This window comes from Cellvibrio fontiphilus, from assembly GCF_042646205.1.
Classification (GTDB): domain Bacteria; phylum Pseudomonadota; class Gammaproteobacteria; order Pseudomonadales; family Cellvibrionaceae; genus Cellvibrio; species Cellvibrio fontiphilus_A.
Genome location: NZ_JBHRTF010000003.1, coordinates 479,204 through 495,512 on the forward strand (window position 1 = coordinate 479,204; position 16,309 = coordinate 495,512).

General features: G+C 47.4%; 15 protein-coding genes. 10 read left to right on the plus strand and 5 right to left on the minus strand.

Annotated features, from left to right (window positions below; genetic code table 11):
- The first annotated feature begins 129 nt into the window (after positions 1 to 129).
- Genes ACFODX_RS07750 through rluB form a run of 3 tightly spaced genes read left to right on the plus strand, consistent with a single transcriptional unit; the run spans position 130 to position 3,010 of the window.
- Entirely contained in the window at positions 130 to 1,059 is a 930-nt protein-coding gene (locus ACFODX_RS07750) for a segregation and condensation protein A (RefSeq protein ID WP_378117733.1), read from the plus strand.
- Positions 1,056 to 1,943, plus strand: coding sequence for an SMC-Scp complex subunit ScpB (scpB, locus tag ACFODX_RS07755; RefSeq protein ID WP_378117735.1), 888 nt, complete (start codon positions 1,056 to 1,058; stop codon positions 1,941 to 1,943). Before ACFODX_RS07750 ends, scpB begins: the two co-directional genes overlap by 4 nt.
- Entirely contained in the window at positions 1,943 to 3,010 is a 1,068-nt protein-coding gene (gene rluB / locus ACFODX_RS07760) for a 23S rRNA pseudouridine(2605) synthase RluB (protein WP_378117737.1), read from the plus strand. Before scpB ends, rluB begins: the two co-directional genes overlap by 1 nt.
- A gap of 40 nt (positions 3,011 to 3,050) precedes the next feature.
- Here the strand turns inward: rluB and ACFODX_RS07765 are convergent, their stop codons facing one another.
- From ACFODX_RS07765 to ACFODX_RS07775, 3 genes are all read right to left on the minus strand, one after another.
- Positions 3,051 to 3,980 (minus strand): GGDEF domain-containing protein, encoded by a 930-nt coding sequence (locus ACFODX_RS07765; RefSeq protein WP_378117740.1) that lies wholly within the window; start codon positions 3,978 to 3,980, stop codon positions 3,051 to 3,053.
- A 261-nt stretch (positions 3,981 to 4,241) separates the two neighbouring features.
- Positions 4,242 to 5,639, minus strand: coding sequence for an ATP-binding protein (locus ACFODX_RS07770; protein WP_378117742.1), 1,398 nt, complete (start codon positions 5,637 to 5,639; stop codon positions 4,242 to 4,244).
- On the minus strand, positions 5,639 to 6,346 hold the full coding sequence (locus ACFODX_RS07775) for a response regulator (RefSeq protein WP_378118129.1): 708 nt from the start codon (positions 6,344 to 6,346) through the stop codon (positions 5,639 to 5,641). Before ACFODX_RS07775 ends, ACFODX_RS07770 begins: the two co-directional genes overlap by 1 nt.
- Positions 6,347 to 6,533: 187 nt before the next feature.
- Here ACFODX_RS07775 and ACFODX_RS07780 point away from each other — a divergent pair, with 187 nt between their 5' ends.
- The 4 genes from ACFODX_RS07780 (at position 6,534) to traF (ending at position 10,057) form a co-directional block, all read left to right on the plus strand.
- Positions 6,534 to 7,058 carry a Spy/CpxP family protein refolding chaperone gene (locus ACFODX_RS07780; protein ID WP_378117744.1) on the plus strand — a complete coding sequence of 175 codons (525 nt, stop codon included), beginning with the start codon at positions 6,534 to 6,536 and terminating at the stop codon, positions 7,056 to 7,058.
- A gap of 188 nt (positions 7,059 to 7,246) precedes the next feature.
- Complete coding sequence (locus ACFODX_RS07785) at positions 7,247 to 7,789, plus strand: flavodoxin (protein ID WP_324260088.1); 543 nt, start codon at positions 7,247 to 7,249, stop codon at positions 7,787 to 7,789.
- Between the two features lie 122 nt (positions 7,790 to 7,911).
- Complete coding sequence (locus tag ACFODX_RS07790) at positions 7,912 to 8,667, plus strand: phytanoyl-CoA dioxygenase family protein (RefSeq protein WP_378117746.1); 756 nt, start codon at positions 7,912 to 7,914, stop codon at positions 8,665 to 8,667.
- Positions 8,668 to 8,905: 238 nt separating this feature from the next.
- Positions 8,906 to 10,057: a conjugal transfer protein TraF gene (gene traF, locus ACFODX_RS07795; RefSeq protein ID WP_378117749.1), complete on the plus strand. Its 1,152-nt coding sequence runs from the start codon at positions 8,906 to 8,908 to the stop codon at positions 10,055 to 10,057.
- Between the two features lie 61 nt (positions 10,058 to 10,118).
- Here traF and cmoB read toward each other — a convergent pair whose 3' ends face one another.
- Complete coding sequence (gene cmoB, locus ACFODX_RS07800; protein ID WP_378118131.1) at positions 10,119 to 11,087, minus strand: tRNA 5-methoxyuridine(34)/uridine 5-oxyacetic acid(34) synthase CmoB; 969 nt, start codon at positions 11,085 to 11,087, stop codon at positions 10,119 to 10,121.
- Positions 11,088 to 11,110: 23 nt separating this feature from the next.
- Positions 11,111 to 11,872, minus strand: a complete 762-nt coding sequence (cmoA, locus tag ACFODX_RS07805) for a carboxy-S-adenosyl-L-methionine synthase CmoA (protein ID WP_378117751.1) — start codon at positions 11,870 to 11,872, stop codon at positions 11,111 to 11,113.
- A 154-nt stretch (positions 11,873 to 12,026) separates the two neighbouring features.
- Here cmoA and ACFODX_RS07810 point away from each other — a divergent pair, with 154 nt between their 5' ends.
- The 3 genes from ACFODX_RS07810 to ACFODX_RS07820 all read left to right on the plus strand — a co-directional run bounded on the left by ACFODX_RS07810 (position 12,027) and on the right by ACFODX_RS07820 (position 16,277).
- Positions 12,027 to 13,808 carry a bifunctional diguanylate cyclase/phosphodiesterase gene (locus ACFODX_RS07810; protein WP_378117753.1) on the plus strand — a complete coding sequence of 594 codons (1,782 nt, stop codon included), beginning with the start codon at positions 12,027 to 12,029 and terminating at the stop codon, positions 13,806 to 13,808.
- Between the two features lie 97 nt (positions 13,809 to 13,905).
- A complete protein-coding gene (locus tag ACFODX_RS07815) occupies positions 13,906 to 15,552 on the plus strand; it encodes a response regulator (RefSeq protein ID WP_378117755.1) in 1,647 nt (548 codons plus the stop codon).
- The gene (locus ACFODX_RS07820) at positions 15,552 to 16,277 is read left to right on the plus strand and encodes a sensor histidine kinase (protein WP_378117757.1); all 726 of its coding nucleotides are present in this window, start codon (positions 15,552 to 15,554) and stop codon (positions 16,275 to 16,277) included. Before ACFODX_RS07815 ends, ACFODX_RS07820 begins: the two co-directional genes overlap by 1 nt.
- The last annotated feature ends 32 nt before the right edge of the window (positions 16,278 to 16,309 follow it).

Here is a 16,309-nt window from a genome sequence, read left to right on the forward strand (position 1 = left end):
GGTTTTCGCAGCACTTACGGCTGCTGTCCGGAGCTCATGTAAATCGTTATAATGCAACGCTTTATCGTCCGGGGTTTCAGTTTGGCATCCCGTCTCTCCTTTGCACATATCTGACTGCGAGTTTACCGAGTGACTGAATTTCTTGAACCTATCCCTCTGGTGGATCCGGATGCTGCTATCGATTCGAAGCCAACAGATGTGGTTAAAGCAGATCTTCAGAATGAGTCCGGTGAAGCGAATACTTCTGATGTAGATATTTCGCACGCAAAAGTGCCGCAACAGGGGGAGATGCCCTTTGCTGTGGTTCACGGAAAGGCTTACACGCAACTACCTCAGGATTTGTATATCCCCCCAGATGCACTTGAAGTTTTTCTTGAGGCATTTGAGGGGCCTCTGGATTTATTGCTTTACCTAATTCGTCGCCAAAATATTGATATTCTTGAAATTAATGTTTCAGAAATTACGTCTCAGTACATGGCTTATGTGAATTTGATGGAGTCTCATCAATTTGAATTGGCTGCTGAATATTTGGTGATGGCAGCAATGTTGGCAGAGATTAAATCGCGCATGCTACTGCCTCGCTCCAGCGAAGAGCATGAAGAGGAAGAGGATCCGCGTGCGTCATTAATTCGTCGCTTGCAGGAATACGAGCGTTTTAAACAAGCCGCTGAGGATTTGGATAAGTTGCCGCGTGTGGCGCGCAACGTATTTCCTGTTACCGCAACTGGCCCTGACCGCAACTTGACTCGTCCAGATCCTGATGTGGAATTGCAGGAGTTATTGCTGGCGCTTTCGGAGGTGTTGCGTCGTGCTGATATGTTTGAGAGTCATCATATTTCCAAAGAAAAGCTGTCGACGCGCGAACGTATGGCGCAGGTGTTGGACATTCTTGCGCATCAACATTTCGTACCTTTTGTCAGCCTTTTTAAGGTAGGAGAGGGGCGTTTGGGTGTGGTTGTAACTTTTCTTGCGGTAATGGAATTGATAAAAGAATCATTGGTGGAGATAGTTCAAAGCGAATCCTTTGCACCAATTCACGTAAAAGCTAGAACACAATGACCGAACTCACTCAAGATATTGATAAAGCGTTGGATGAACAGGAAGTTGGCGCAATGGTTGCCGATGATGTAGAAGAATCCGCAACAGTTCCTGTTACTCAAATGCCTGTTGATGCTGGCCGTCTGTGCCAAATTATTGAAGGCGCTATACTGGCAGCGGGGCAGCCAATAACGTTGGCGCGCATGCTGGATTTGTTTGATGCTGAAGTAGCACCCAGTAAGGACGAAATACTGGCAGCACTTACCAGCATCCAACAAAGCTGCGAAGGACGAGGTTTTGAACTCAAAGAGGTGGCATCAGGTTGGCGCTTTCAGGTGCGCGATGATTTGGCTCCTTGGGTTAATCGTCTTTGGGAGGAGAAACCACAAAAATACTCCCGTGCACTATTGGAGACTTTGGCGTTAATTGCATATCGTCAGCCGATTACCCGTGGTGATATTGAAGAAATCCGCGGTGTTGCTGTCAGCTCGCACATCATGAAGACATTGCTGGAGCGCGACTGGGTTAAGGTCATTGGTCATCGCGATGTGCCTGGGCGCCCTTCGCTTTATGCAACAACCAGACAATTTTTGGATTACTTTAATTTAAAAAGTTTGGAGGAGTTGCCATCGCTCAGTGAGATTCGTGATCTGGATGAGTTAAATCCGGTGTTGGATTTGGGGGAAGCTGGTATTGGCGAGCAAGACACAGACGCGCCAATTCCTGATGAGCAGCCTATTATTAGCCTCGAAGAGTTAACGACCGGGGAAGTAGATACTAAAGCTGCTCTTTATGAGGATGGCTTTATTGATGGTGAAGAAGCCTTTGTTGATGCTGAAGAACAAGCGGTTATCGCTGTTGAAGAAGTGTCTGCTGCGGCCAACAGTGAGGAACAGGGCCACTAATGGGTGGTTCATTAAATATGGTGAAGAAAATCAACCAAGATAAACCTAAAAAATCTGCCAAGGCTGTGAAGCCAGCAGTCGCCAGTAAAAGCGTTGACGCAAAAGCGGGTGAAAAAAAACACAGAGCCGAAAAACCTTCACTTGCTAAGAAAAGTGTCGAGTTGGAGAATCAGTCTGGTCAAGCAGCAATATCTAATGATGAGAAGTTGCAAAAAGTACTGGCACGCGCAGGTATTGGTTCGCGTCGTGAAATGGAGCGTGCGATAGAGCAGGGTCAGGTAAAAGTTAACGACCATATTGCTAAATTAGGTGATCGTGTAACGCCGCAGGATAAAATTTTTTTTAATGGCCAGCGAGTTGTGTTGCGTACAGAGCTCACGCGTCGCAGGGTCATTTTGTACAATAAACCCGAAGGTGAAATTTGCTCTCGCTCTGATCCAGAAGGTCGCCCTACTGTTTACGATCATCTCCCGGCATTAAAGGGAGAGCGTTGGATTTCCGTAGGTCGTCTTGATTTCAATACAAGTGGTTTATTGTTATTCACCAACGATGGTGAACTGGCAAATAAATTAATGCATCCCTCATCGGTTATTGATCGTGAATATTTGGTGCGTATTCAGGGCGAAGTAACGGACGAGATGCGCGATGTGCTTCTGCGTGGCGTTGCTTTGGAAGACGGTATTGCACGCTTCACGGATATAGTTGACGGTGCAGGAGAGGGTAAGAATCGCTGGTTTTACTGCGTGGTAATGGAAGGACGCAACCGTGAAGTTCGACGTTTGTGGGAGTCCCAAGGTGTTAAGGTTAGTCGCTTGAAGCGTGTGCGTTATGCGAATATTTTTATTCCATCACATGTGAGGGTTGGCCAGTGGATCGACCTTACCGAACGTGAAATTGAAGATCTGTGTATGACGGCAGGTTTCGATAGTTCTACCTATACTCGTATGATGTCACCGACACGTGACGAACAAGCTCAGCGCGAACGTCATGATAAAAAGCTCAGATCTGCATCGGCAGCACCACGTAGAGTCAAAGCGCCACCGCGTAAACGCCCACCAGTTGTTTGATAAAAAAACCGCACCAAGTGCGGTTTTTTGTTTTTGACGTTCAGTTTTTGTCACTGTAGTCGCTATTAAAGGTACGGTTGCGCCCGGATTGCTTGGCCGCATAGAGCGCCTTATCAGCGCGTTCAAATAATTCCTCTATTTCACTGTTGCCATTCGCTTTGTGTGTTGCGATGCCAATACTGACTGTGGTGTGGATGACTGTTGAGTTATGCAGTATATGGGTGTCAGAAATACGTTCACGAATTCTTTCTGCAATGATTTCTGCACCAAGCGAGTTGGTGTTATTTAACAAAACAACAAACTCTTCACCGCCATAGCGAAAAATGCCATCAGTGCTTCTACATACTGATTGGATGGTTTTTGCAATTTCACAGAGGATTAAATCGCCGCGATGGTGGCCATAGTCATCATTAATTTTTTTAAAATAATCTACATCAATCATTAGTAGTGATAGTTGCTGATGTTGGCGATTAGCTAATTGTAATTCTCGTTTCAAACTGTTGTTCAGCGCTGCACGGTTGCCCACCAGCGTCAAGGGATCCAGCAGGGCGAGGCGCATAGCGCTTTGGTAGCGGATTGCATTGCGCAATGGATAAACCAATGCGCCCAACAATTGTTCTATTTTCATCAGCTCAGCTTCGATGAAGCGTTTACTGCGGCTGAAGATAATTTCGCCTAAATAGCCTTCATCGGTTGTCAAACGGTAGTCGCAATGGTGTAGCGATTCCCGCCCGATACGGGAATCATCCTTGCCTGACGCCGATTTGAAAATCACCCCGGAAATATGAACCAAGGGTTGGATTTGATGGAAGAAAAGTGAAACCACTTCTGTTGGGTCCAAGCTCATTTGTAGGGCTTGGCTCAAACGAACTCGAATGGAAAGTTCGTGATCTTGTTGTGGGGCTCCAAGTGGGATATTTCCTGTGCCGTTCGCCTTTTGGGCATTGGTCACCATAGTCATGTCCCGCATATGTGTACCTGTCATGTTAGTTGGTTATGCTGCCCTAAAGCGCAAGATGCGTTTTTGGCGTCTATGACAGGGGTAAAGCGAAAAGTATGCCATTTGGGCTGAATATCAATTTATTCTTTTAAATCATGGTGTTAAATAGTTTTTGTCGCGCTGTTTAGATGTTTTCGCCAATAAAAAGGCGGGTGTAGTGTCGGTGATGAGGAAAAAGTTTTCCGCTCGTCAAAAAAATGGCGAAGATTAAATGACGTAGCAAGCCGCGGCTTAGGATTTTATCTGTGGGAGTAAGACGCAAAGATTCAAGCCGCCACTTGGGCGGTTCTCAGCCCAAATTTTTCCTTTATGAAGGCTGACACTGCGGTGGGCTATAGCGAGTCCTAGTCCATAGCCGCCACTTTCGCGTGCGCGAGCCTGGTCGGTGCGGAAAAAAGGTTGGAAGATATCTTCCAGGGCGTCAGCGGGTACACCGGGGCCTTGATCCATAATTTGAATACGGTATTGCTCACCATCACCGGTTTCGCTGAGTTGAATGCAAATTTCTGAATTAGTCGGTGTATATAGCAGTGCATTGCGTAGCGCATTTTCAAAAACCCCTACCAACATGTTGCCGTGAGTAGCGACCAGAGCTTCTTCGAGGTTTGATTGAAATGTTATTTGAATATTCTTTTCTTGCGCATCTATTTGATAATTTTCGATCAAGGTCTGCAGTAGTGCAGCTAAGTCGATGACGTCATCCAGCACCCAGCCATCTTGTCCCTGTATTGGCAGTGTCAGAATTTCTGTGATGATTTCATTTAAGTAGTCAGCCGCTTGTTTAATGCGCGCTAACTCGTGATCAATAATTCCACCGCTTTTTTGTTGTGCCAATGCCAAAGCTATTTGTAACCGCGCTAAGGGGGTTCGCAATTCATGAGAAACATCTTTAATTAGCCGCTTTTGTTCGTGCATGGCTTTTTCGAGTCGCTCAGTCATATTGTCAAAATCGCGGCCAAGAGCAGCGATTTCATCATTGCGACCACGGAACTGGTCGCCGATACGCACACTCAAATCGCCTCGCGCAATTTGATGTGTGGCTTTTTGCAATGTGTTGATACTGCGTGTGAAATGGCGAGCAAGGAAAAAACAAGCGGAGCCACTGACTAAAATAGAAACTAGTAGGAGCGGCCAAATATTATCAATAAATAATTCCCAAATAATATCGCGATCCTGCCCCTCATCGCGGCCTGCAGAAATGGTAATCAACTTGACGCTGTTGCCATCATTCAAGGTGATGTAGCGTCCAAACAGTTTTCGGTTGCGATCCTGAACTTTATCGAAAGGGTGTTTACTGGTCAGGCGCGGTGCGAGATACATCACTCCAGGTGGAAGCGGGCGATCAAGTAAATCGCGGTTGCGTCTGTCCACTACATAAACAAAACGCGTGGACCAAGCAGGCATTGCCCGCAGATCCTCGGTGAGTTGTAGCGTATTGCGATTGATCGCATTGCCAACCATTTGAAATAGCAGACGCTTGGCGGGATCTTCATCTGACTCGGTGTTGCTGTGTTGCAGCTTACCGTCGGGCGTTATATCGAACCAATGCACTACCAAGTTAGTGCCGATAATAATCGCCACCGTGATAAGCCAGAAAGTGAGAAATATCTTTAAATAGAGGCGAGTCATTAACTACCGGATTCATCGTCATTCATGGTGAGCATATAGCCAGCCCCACGGACATTAATAATTAAATCTTTTGAGGAGCCAGCAGCCGTTATTTTTTTACGGATATTGCTCACATGCACATCAATACTTCGATCATAAGGCGTTAATTTTCTATTCAATGCCTGCTCAGTCATATCGTCTTTGCTGATCACCTGACCTGCACGGCGCACCAGAATTTCCAAAACACTAAATTCAGTACCGGTGAGTGGAACTTCTGTTCCATCCCAAGCTGTAGTGCGAGTGCCCAAATGCAGAGAAAGTTTGCCAGAGGAGAGGCGCTCGACACTATTAGTGGAGCTTTCTTTCTGATTAGCCCGGCGCAATATGGCGCGAATTCGTGCGACCAGTTCACGCGGGTCACAAGGCTTTGCCAGATAATCGTCGGCGCCAATTTCAAGGCCAATAACCCTATCAACGGTATCGCCTTTGGCGGTGAGCATAATGACTGGGGTTTGGTTGTGCTGGCGCAGGTTTTTCAGTACATCAAAACCATTGCGAACGGGCAGCATGACATCCAGCACTATGGCTGAGTAGGGGTTTTTTAATGCAAGTTCCAGCGCGGTTTGCCCATCATAAGCAGTGTCTACCGCGAAACCTTCCGTTTGCAGATACTCACTCAGTAATTGGCTGAGTTCTTTATCGTCATCGATGAGCAGGACCTTGAGCATAGTCATTACATACCCTTGTTATATAAGGTGTTATTCAAGGCGCTGAGTGTGCACCAGGCCTTGGTGAGAGTCATGATTCTTTGGGAATTGTTAACCAATCTTAACATGATAGCGCCCATAATGAATTCACTGGCGCTGTTCAAATAATGAGGCGCTTGGGTCGATAAACTTACCTGAGGAATTCAACATGAACACGATTAAATTTATGGCTGCAGGCGCTTTATTAGTAGGCGCAGCAACACTGGCAGCTACCGGTATTGCCGCTGAAACCGGGAAAACCTGCGATGGTGCGCGAGCGGCTCATCATATGTCCAAAGGTGGTCACCATGGAGGCAAATATGCAGGCCATTTGGGACGTTTGGAGCGGAAATTGGATCTGAGTGAAACCCAGAAGGCAACCCTGAAATCCCAGCGTGAGGCCAATAGATCCGCACGCGAAACCTTACATGAGCAGTTAGTTAAAGCTCGCACGGCGCTGGATACGGCTGTAGAGACGGGTGCGAATGAGGCGGAACTGACGGCGCTGGCAGATGCTTTAGGGCGTTTGCAGGCGCAGCAAGCGCTTGCGGGAGCCAAAAATCATCAGGCTTTTTTGGCCGTTTTGACCGAGGAGCAAAAACAAACCTTGGCGGAGCTTAAATCCAAACGTATGGAGCGCAATGGTGCTCGTAAGAGCGAAGCTAGTCTGAGTTCTGACAGTAAAAGCAGTTAATCCCTTCTTTGAATGCTGCAAATTCCCATTTTATAACCCCGGCATGCCGGGGTTATTTATTTCTGTTCCCGACAACATGCTTGCTTGCTCTGCCCAATATTGGGAAAATCCGCGCCGTTTTGCTGCTTCTGCGGTCAACTAGCGGTTGGTGTTAGCAGCTTCATTTTCCCCAAGAATCCGAGGTTAACGTGGCCCAAATTGGTCTGTTTTTTGGTAGTGACGAAGGTAATACCGAGCGTGTTGCCTACCGTATTCAAAAGCGCTTTGGCGAAGATGTAGTGGATGTTCGCGACATCGCTGATGTTACCCAGCTCGACTTTGCACAATACGACAAGGTGATTCTGGGCATTCCCACCTGGGATTTTGGGCAGATCCAATCTGACTGGGAAGAGTTTTGGGATGATATTGCTGCGGTCGATTTCTCTGGCAAACAAGTGGCTTTATTTGGTTTGGGGGATCAGTTTGGTTATGGTGATTATTTCCTCGATGCCATGGGTATGCTGCACGACGTGATTATTCAAAGTGGCCCTGAAATTGTCGGTCACTGGCCAACAGAAGGTTATGAGTTTGAGGCCTCCAAGGCCGAGATTCCCGGCGCTGGTATGTTTGTTGGTCTGGCATTGGATGAAGACCAGCAAGAAAACCTGACGGCTGACCGGTTAAATCGCTGGTGTGCACAGGTTCATGTAGAGTTCGGTATGGATACACCGCTGGAAATGCTGCAAGACTAAAGATTAAGCCCTATTGTTGACCTTTTGCCCTGATCTACACTTTATGTTTCGCCGTTAAACCTCAGGTTTAACGGCGATTTATTTTTGCTCCTGATTTATTAACTCCAAGAGTTGTTGCTGCGATGTTAACTTCCGCTCAAATGCTTTCTTTTCAACGCGACGGTTATGTTGTGGTACCCGGTTTTTCAGCACCGGCTTTCTGCGAAAAACTTGTCAACTTTGCAAAAGATGAATTGGCTCGCGAGGCTATGCCCATAGAGTTTGAAGCTGACACTCGCTACCCCGGAGCGCCTGAGTCCCGCAGTGCAGAGGGCGGTACTACAGCACGGCGTTTACTGATGGCAACAGCGCGCAGCGCCAAACTATTATCCTGGGCTACCGGTGAGCCGCTGAAAGCCATGTTGCTTCAGTTACTTGGGCCGGGAGTGGTTTTATCCCAAGCGCATCACAACTGCATCATGACCAAACAACCGGCTTTTTCCAGCGTGACTGGTTGGCACCGCGATAGCCGTTACTGGCATTTTGCCAAGCCGGAACTGGTTTCGGCTTGGTTGGCACTGGGTAATGAGCAACCGGAAAATGGCTGCCTTTGGGTGATTCCGGGTTCTCATCGTTTGGTGATTGAAAGCCGTCAATTGGATGAGCATCAGTTCTTGCGTACTGATTTGGATGCCAATCAACAATTATTGGCAGCAGCTCTGCCTGTACCTTTGGCTCAAGGTGATTTGCTGCTGTTCCATAGCAACTTGTTTCACGCCGCGGGTCGCAATACAACAAATAACACCAAGTTCTCTATGGTTTTTACTTACCGCTCGGCAGACAACCTGCCAACGCCGGGGAGCCGTTCAGCGTCAAAGCCGGAAATCCCTCTTGGTTGATTGCGGTTTGTAACCTTATCTATTTCTTGGCAGTGACTAATTCGCAGTTCTGCCCGGTTCGCTTTCTTTCGCTAACTTGTCGCTTCAAGCTTCTCTGCTATGATCTTCACGTCTGTGACATAAGTCATGGTTATTTTAATGGATAGGCCTTTCTAAGGCTTGCCTGTGTTGTGCATTAGCTAATCGCCATTTGAGCTTCGCAGCGCTCTTTGAAATTTATATGTTAAGGAATCTTCTAATGAAAAAAACGCTCTTGAGCATTGCGTTAATCAGTTGTTCATTACCTGCAGTGGCAGGTGAATTCCACGGTAGTTTCTCGGGGATGTCGAGTGCGGCTTATGCTACGGGCAACTATTCGGAAGGGGTATTGCTTAACCCCAGTCTTGGTGCTTCTTACAACCCGGAAAAAGATGATTTTGCGCTGTTATTTAGTCTGGGAGCTTTGGGCTCGGATAAAGATGATTTGATTGATCAGGCAGACGAGTTGGTTGATGTGATCGATCGTTTGGAATTCGCTGGTGAATTGGATGAAGCGCAAGCAGAAGACCTCAAGCGCCGTTTGGAAAATATTGATGGTGATTCTGCGAGAGTGGCTGCCGGCGCAAACCTGGTTGTATCTATACCGAACGAATTAGTTTCCTTGGCATTTGTGGTGAACTCACGCGGCTTTATATCCTTGATACCTGATGTTTCAGATGCTGACTTGGATTTGATTGATCGCTACCTTGCGCAAAACCTTGATCCGGCTGGCCTTGATGCTGAGCTTGAGTCCACTATTAATGGTCACGGCGCAGTGGTAACAGATATAGGTGTTGCATTCTCCAAAGCCTTTAATTTGGCAAACGGTGATCATTTATTATTGGGCATGACGCCAAAAAAAGTTGAAGTCGAAAGCATCATTTACAGCTCTACCGTTGCTGATTTTGATGAAGATGATTTTGATGCAGATGAATACACCCTGGAAGATAGTTCAATGAACTATGACTTGGGTATGACATATATCAGCGGCAATATGCGTTACGGTTTGGTGGTGAACAATCTGCAAAATCAAACCTACAATACTGTCGAGCCAGACGAAAAAATTTCCATCAAACGTCAAATGACGGGTGCTGTGGGTTATGTGAATGGCAATTTTAAAGCGGAAGCCGCACTTGATTTAAATGCAGTGCCCGCCATAGGTTTGAATGGTGATGTGCAACTTATGCGCGTTGGTCTTGAATACAGTGCGTGGGAGTGGGTGCGCCTGCGTGCCGGTATTGAGCAGGACTCCAAAAATACTCTGGAGGATACTTATTCATTTGGTCTGGGTGTAGGTGCGCTTAACCTTGCTTATCTCGCCGGCTCGGATGAAACCCAAGGTGCCGCTTTAAGTTTGGGTCTGCGTTTTTAACACAATCGTTTGATGCAAATGCTTGAATGAAAATCCCGGCAAGTCAGCTTGCCGGGATTTTTTAATTTTCAGCAACAAACACGGCGCGAATAGGAGCAGGGTGTCCTTCAACGGTGAGTTGCGGATCTTCCGGGTGCAAAAACTCCGGTAGTGAATGAAAACGCATCCATTCGGTTGCGCGTTGCTCGGCAGTTGTGGTGGGGCAAACATCTACTACGCGTGGATTCTGAAATCCCATTTTGCGCAACCAGGAAATCATGGTGTCGCAACTGGGCAAAAACCACACATTATTCATCATCCCATAGCGACCCTCGGGCACTAATACATCGCCTAAACCACCACCAATAACCAGTGTTTCCAGTACCAATTGCCCACCGGGGCGCAGGGTATTTTTAAGCTCCAATAAATGATCCATAGGTGAGCGGCGGTGATAAAAAACACCCATTGAAAAGACTGTATCAAACGCCTGTAGTTTCTCAGGCAAATCCTCTATGCCGAGCGGTAATACATCAATAGGGTGATGCTCACCGGCAAAATGTTTGATCATGTGAAACTGCACGATAAAACGCGGTGACGGGTCTATGCCGATTACACGTTTGGCACCGGCACCCAGCATGCGCCAGCAGTGATAACCATTGCCACAGCCCACATCCAAAATCAGTCGATCATTGAGCGGTGCCAGGTGAGGCAATACCCGATCCCATTTCCAATCGGATCGCCATTCAGTATCTATATGAATGTCGTGAATAAAGTAGGGGCCTTTGCGCCAGGGAATTAATTCTTGCAATACGGATTTGATGTGCGCGCGAGTATTTTCATCGCACTCCTGTGCGATACCAATTCGTACAGCGTCGCACAGTTCAATATGTTTTGTTGGTACGGCGGGTAACTTCGCGAGCGATGCTTTCCAGCCAGCTAAATCGCCGTAACGTTTTTCGCTGAGTCCATTTGCAATTTGTTCGGGTAATTTTTTTGCCCAGTCTGCAAGAGGTGTGTCTGCAAGTGCGGCGAGTAGATGGTCGTAATTAATATGGGTCACAACAAAACCTTGGGTTATTTAATCGCAATAAGCGATGCAAAATTAAAACACTGAAACCATACATCCACGCTGGAAAAGCCTGCCTGACGTAAACGTTGGCGATGGGTATCGAGTGTTTCAGGAATGAGGTAGTTTTCAATAGCTGCACGTTTTTGTGCAATTTCCAAATCGCTGTAACCATTGGCCCGTTTAAAATTATGGTGTAGCTCGGTCATTAGTTGTTGATGCGGTGCATCATCAAAAGCCACTTTTTCCGAGAGTATGAGTACACCGCCGGGATTAAGGCCATTACATATCGCGCTCAGAGTCGCGAGGCGCTCTTCAATCGCAATAAATTGTAAGGTGAAATTCAAAACCGCCATTGAAGCATTGGTAATTTCAACATCCTGGATAGCCGCTTCAATAAGTTCAACGGCTACTTCGCCGCTATCGGCCGCAATTACTTGTTGGCAGCGTGCAATCATCGCTGCTGAATTATCTACACCAATAATTTTGCAGTTAGCCGCCTGAATGCGATGGCGCATGGAGAGGGTGGCCGCGCCGAGAGAACAGCCCAGGTCGTAACAATGGCTATTGGCTTGCGCGTAGCGTTCAGCCAGATTGCCAATCATGTTGATGATAGTGGCGTAGCCGGGAACCGATCGCTTGATCATGTCTGGAAATACGTCAACCACGCGCTCATCAAACGCAAAGCGGCTGACTTCAGCGAGTGGATTGGCGTATATCCGGTCTGGATTGTTCGGGTTGGTTGCAGGGTGGTCGCGGTTATCTGTCATGGTAAAAAGTGGAAATCAGGCGGCGAGTGAGTGGAGCGGCATTGTAGCGCCCAAGCCAGATGACAACAAACGCCAGCATTCATCAAATTGTCATCTTTACGCGGGATTATTTTGACACTTAGCCCCTCTTCGTCCGCTGTTAAGTTGTCACCCTATGCACCTGCAGAGCACTGTTGTTAATTCATCTTTTCTGCACAAGGAATTGCGACGCTTGATTGAATTCAAGCTCCTAACCCCAGTATTCCAGCCGATTATGGCGGTGGAGAACACGCGCATTATCGGTTACGAGGCGCTGATTCGTGGGCCAGACGACAGCCCTTTGCACAAACCGGATAGTTTATTTGCCGTTGCTCGCGAGTCGCGCTTATTGGCAGCACTCGAATTTGCTTGCCGCGAGGTTTCCTGTGAGCGCTTTGCGGAGCTGAATTTGCCGGGCAAGCTGTTTCTGAATATGAGTCCGATCAGTTTTACCGACAGTCAATATCGCGATGGAGTCACACGGGAAATTCTGCAGCGGGTTGGGCTAAGTGCCGAGCGGTTAGTCTTTGAGTTAACCGAAAGCCAGCCACTGGATGAGTTGGATTTGCTGTGCGCTGCCTCAGACCATTTCCAGCGGCAAGGTTTTGCCGTCGCGCTGGATGACTTGGGGGCCGGCTATGCTGGGCTCAGGGTTTGGAGTGAGCTGTGCCCGGACTATGTAAAAATTGATCGTCATTTTATTTCCGGTATCGATAAAGATCCGGTAAAGCGCGAGTTTGTCCGGGCGATTCTGGACATTGCCCATCGCATGGGGCACAAGGCCATCGCAGAAGGCATTGAAACGGCCGCGGAGTTTACAACCCTGGTTGCCATGGGTGTGGATTACGCCCAAGGTTATTTTATTGCGCGCCCTCTGGCCCAGCCAGCGGTTGAACTCAGTGCGTCATTGGTTCAATTATCCGGTGTTTCTGCGCGCCGCCATCAGGATCATTTCACTCGTCGCGTCAGTGAAATTGTGGTGGATTCTGCGCCGGTAGCGCCTAGTACAACAGCGGAAACCCTGGTGAAAATGTTTCGCGCCGATGTGCGTCTTACCTGCGTTCCGGTAGTAGACCAGGGCAAGCCGCTCGGTATGGTCAGTCGCGCTGAAATACTCAATGTATTTTCGCGCCGTTTCGCCCATGAACTTTATGCACAAAAACCAGTAGCCGAATTCGTCAGCCCCTTGTCGATTATTGTTGATATAAACACAGATCTAAAAACCGTTGGTCAATTAATCAGTGAAGATCCGCAGCAAAATCTGAGTGTTGATTTTATTGTCAGCGATAACAATCAATATGTGGGTGTGGGTAAAGTGCGGGATTTATTGCGCTCCATTACTGAAGAAAAGTTGCGCGCTGCGCGCCACAGCAATCCACTGACGCAGTTGCCGGGCAATGTCCCTCTGTACGAATGGGTTGATCATTTACTGTTAAATAAAACCACATTTGTAGTGGCCTATTGCGATATTAATCATTTCAAACCTTTCAATGATGCTTTTGGTTACACGGCTGGCGATGAAGTTATTGTGAACCTTGGGCGTATTCTGTGTGAGGCGATTGATAGCAAACAGGATTTTGTAGGGCACGTAGGGGGTGATGATTTCATCCTGGTATTTTGCGCGCAAAATTGGCAAGAGCGATGCGAACAGGTGTTAGCGGAATTTGCTCGTATGAGCGCAAGTTTACTACCGCCTGATAATGCTGAATTTTGGAGTGCTGATCGCCAGGGGCGACGAAAAAAGTTTGGTGTGCTCACCCTTGCCATCGGAGCGGTAGAGCCTGATTTGGAATATTGCAAAACCCATCACCATGTGTCCCAGTTGTTGGCTGAGGCTAAACAAGCGGCCAAACAAGAGGGCGGTAACAGCCTGTTTTTATCCCGCCGCCGTCAGCCATCGCTGGTTCACGGTAGTTAACACAGTACGTAAATTGGTACGGCATTTGCGGCCATTGTCCTAGCGATAGGGGAATCCTGAGCTATCCTTAGCTTGTTTTCTTTTTGGAGGTGGACTGATGGCCGATCTTGGCTTTTACAAGATGCATGCCCTGATTATTGATGATTTCGAAAATTTTCGTGGCACGCTGTACAAAATGCTGATGGATTTAGGCATAGGGAACGTCGATTCCGCAGCCTCAGGTGAAGAGGCGCTTAAATACTGTAAGGCTCGTCATTACGACCTGATTCTCTGTGATAATAATCTGGGAAAAGGCAAAAGTGGCCAGCAGGTGCTGGAAGAGTTGCGCTCCACCGATAACCCCTGTGCAGACAGTTTGTTTATCCTGGTGTCTGCCGAGTCCAGCAAAAGCATCATTATGGCGGCTTACGATTACGAGCCGGACGCCTACCTTGCCAAACCTATTACCCCCAAAGCCTTAGATCAACGCTTGAATCGCCTGTTTGAGCAGCGCCTGGAGTTAAAAGAAGTACTTGCCGCGCAAAAAGCCAAAGACGATGATCTGACAATTAAATTGTGTAACGACCTGATTGCCAAAGGCACTCGCTACACCAACAGCTGCCAAAAGATTCTTGGCCAACTCTACCTCAAGAAAAATAATTTACCCGCTGCAGAAAGCTTGTATCAAAGCGTGCTGGATAACCGCGAATTGGAGTGGGCGCAGTTGGGTATGGTTAAAACCCGTTTGGCACAAAATGATCTTTTAGGCGCACAGCAGTGGCTGGAAAATATTCTGCAGGCAAACCCGCTGTGTATGAAAGCCTATGATCTGAAAGCAGAACTTTTCAAACTCCAACACAATACCGAAGGCCTGCAAGAGGTTTTGCAGAAGGCGACTGATTTATCACCACTATCGATTTTGCGGCAACAAGAATTAGGCAATGTTGCACAACAAAATAACGATTTGCTCACTGCAGCAAATGCACTCAAACGCGCGGTCAAATTAGGCGAGCATTCCTGTTTTGATAAGGCGGATGTACACGCACAGTTCGCGCAAGCCACCATTGATTTATTTTCTATCGATAAAGAATTAGCCAAGCCTTTGGTGAGAGATGCCATTAATTGCGCGGTCAGTCTGGAGGATAAATTCGGTAAAAATAATTTACGCAAGGCGGAGTCGCTGTTGCTGGAAAGTCAGTTACAAGTTTGTGCTGGCGATCAGCGCCGTGCACTGGATGCACTAACCAGTGCCCAATCAGCATTAGGTAATACCAGCGATGAAAGTGCCTTGTCGGTGCAAATTGAGATGGTGCGCGCGCTGCGTTTGTTAGGGCGCACTGCTGAAGCTCAGGATCGCCTGGCTGAGTTGCTGCACAGGTACGCCAGCAATGAGCAACAATTGCAAAAACTTGATGTGTTGCTCGACGAACCGCGCAGTGAGAAAAATAAACTCATGGTCGCAGAAATCAATAAAAAAGGGATTTCCTATTATAACGCCAAGGATTTTTCGGCTGCTGCCGATGCTTTCAAAACAGCGCTGCAAAAATTGCCAAACCATATTGGTCTGCGTCTGAATTATGTTCAAGCGTTGATTGATAAATTGAAAACAAAATTTGATGTCAGCTTGAGTGAAAAAATTCAACAGACATTTACCAAAACCAGCGGGATTATCTCGCCCCAGCACCCACAATTTCAACGCTACAAGCAGTTAAGTGATGTTTACAGCAGCTTGGTGCGGGCCTATGAAAAACAACAGCGAGGTTGATGATGGATTTTAAATCAAGCCCACACAATCCCGATGAGGATTACGATCAGGTGCCAATTGATTTTTCATTTGTGCTGGCATCCAGTGTCCATGACATGAAAAATTCATTGGGCATGTTGCTCAATACCCTCTCTGCAATGGTGGAGGCATCGCCCCCTAAAGATGCCCAGCAAGCCAAATTTTTTTCTACGCTGGAGTACGAGGCGGCACGCATAAATGGCGAGCTGGTACAGTTGTTATCACTGTATAAAATGGACGAAAAAACACTTTCAGTAGTGATTGATGAGCACCATTTAGTAGATGTTATTGATGAGCAGGTGGCTCGCAATGATGCTTTGTTAAAATCGCGCAATATTCGCATAGAGGTAGATTGCGACCCTGACTTGGCCTGGTACTTTGATGCTGAGTTACTGGGCGGGGTGTTAAATAATTTACTGGTTAATTGTGCGCGTTACTCGCGCGAACGATTATTAATTGTTGTGCGCGAGGAGAATGGGTTTCTCTCCATTAGTGTCGCCGATGACGGGCAGGGCTACCCTGAAAGTATGTTGATGGGCGCATCCAATCAAGCCGGTGTGTCTTTCCAATCCGGCAACACCCGGTTGGGTTTGCTGTTTGCGCGCAAGGTGCTTTCTTTGCACAAGTCCCGGCGCGGTCAGGGTTATATGACAATTGAAAATGGCGGGCCATTGGGCGGCGGTGTTTTGACTTTGCATCTGCCCTAAGTCATTGCCAACAAAGATCCTGTTCATTTCTC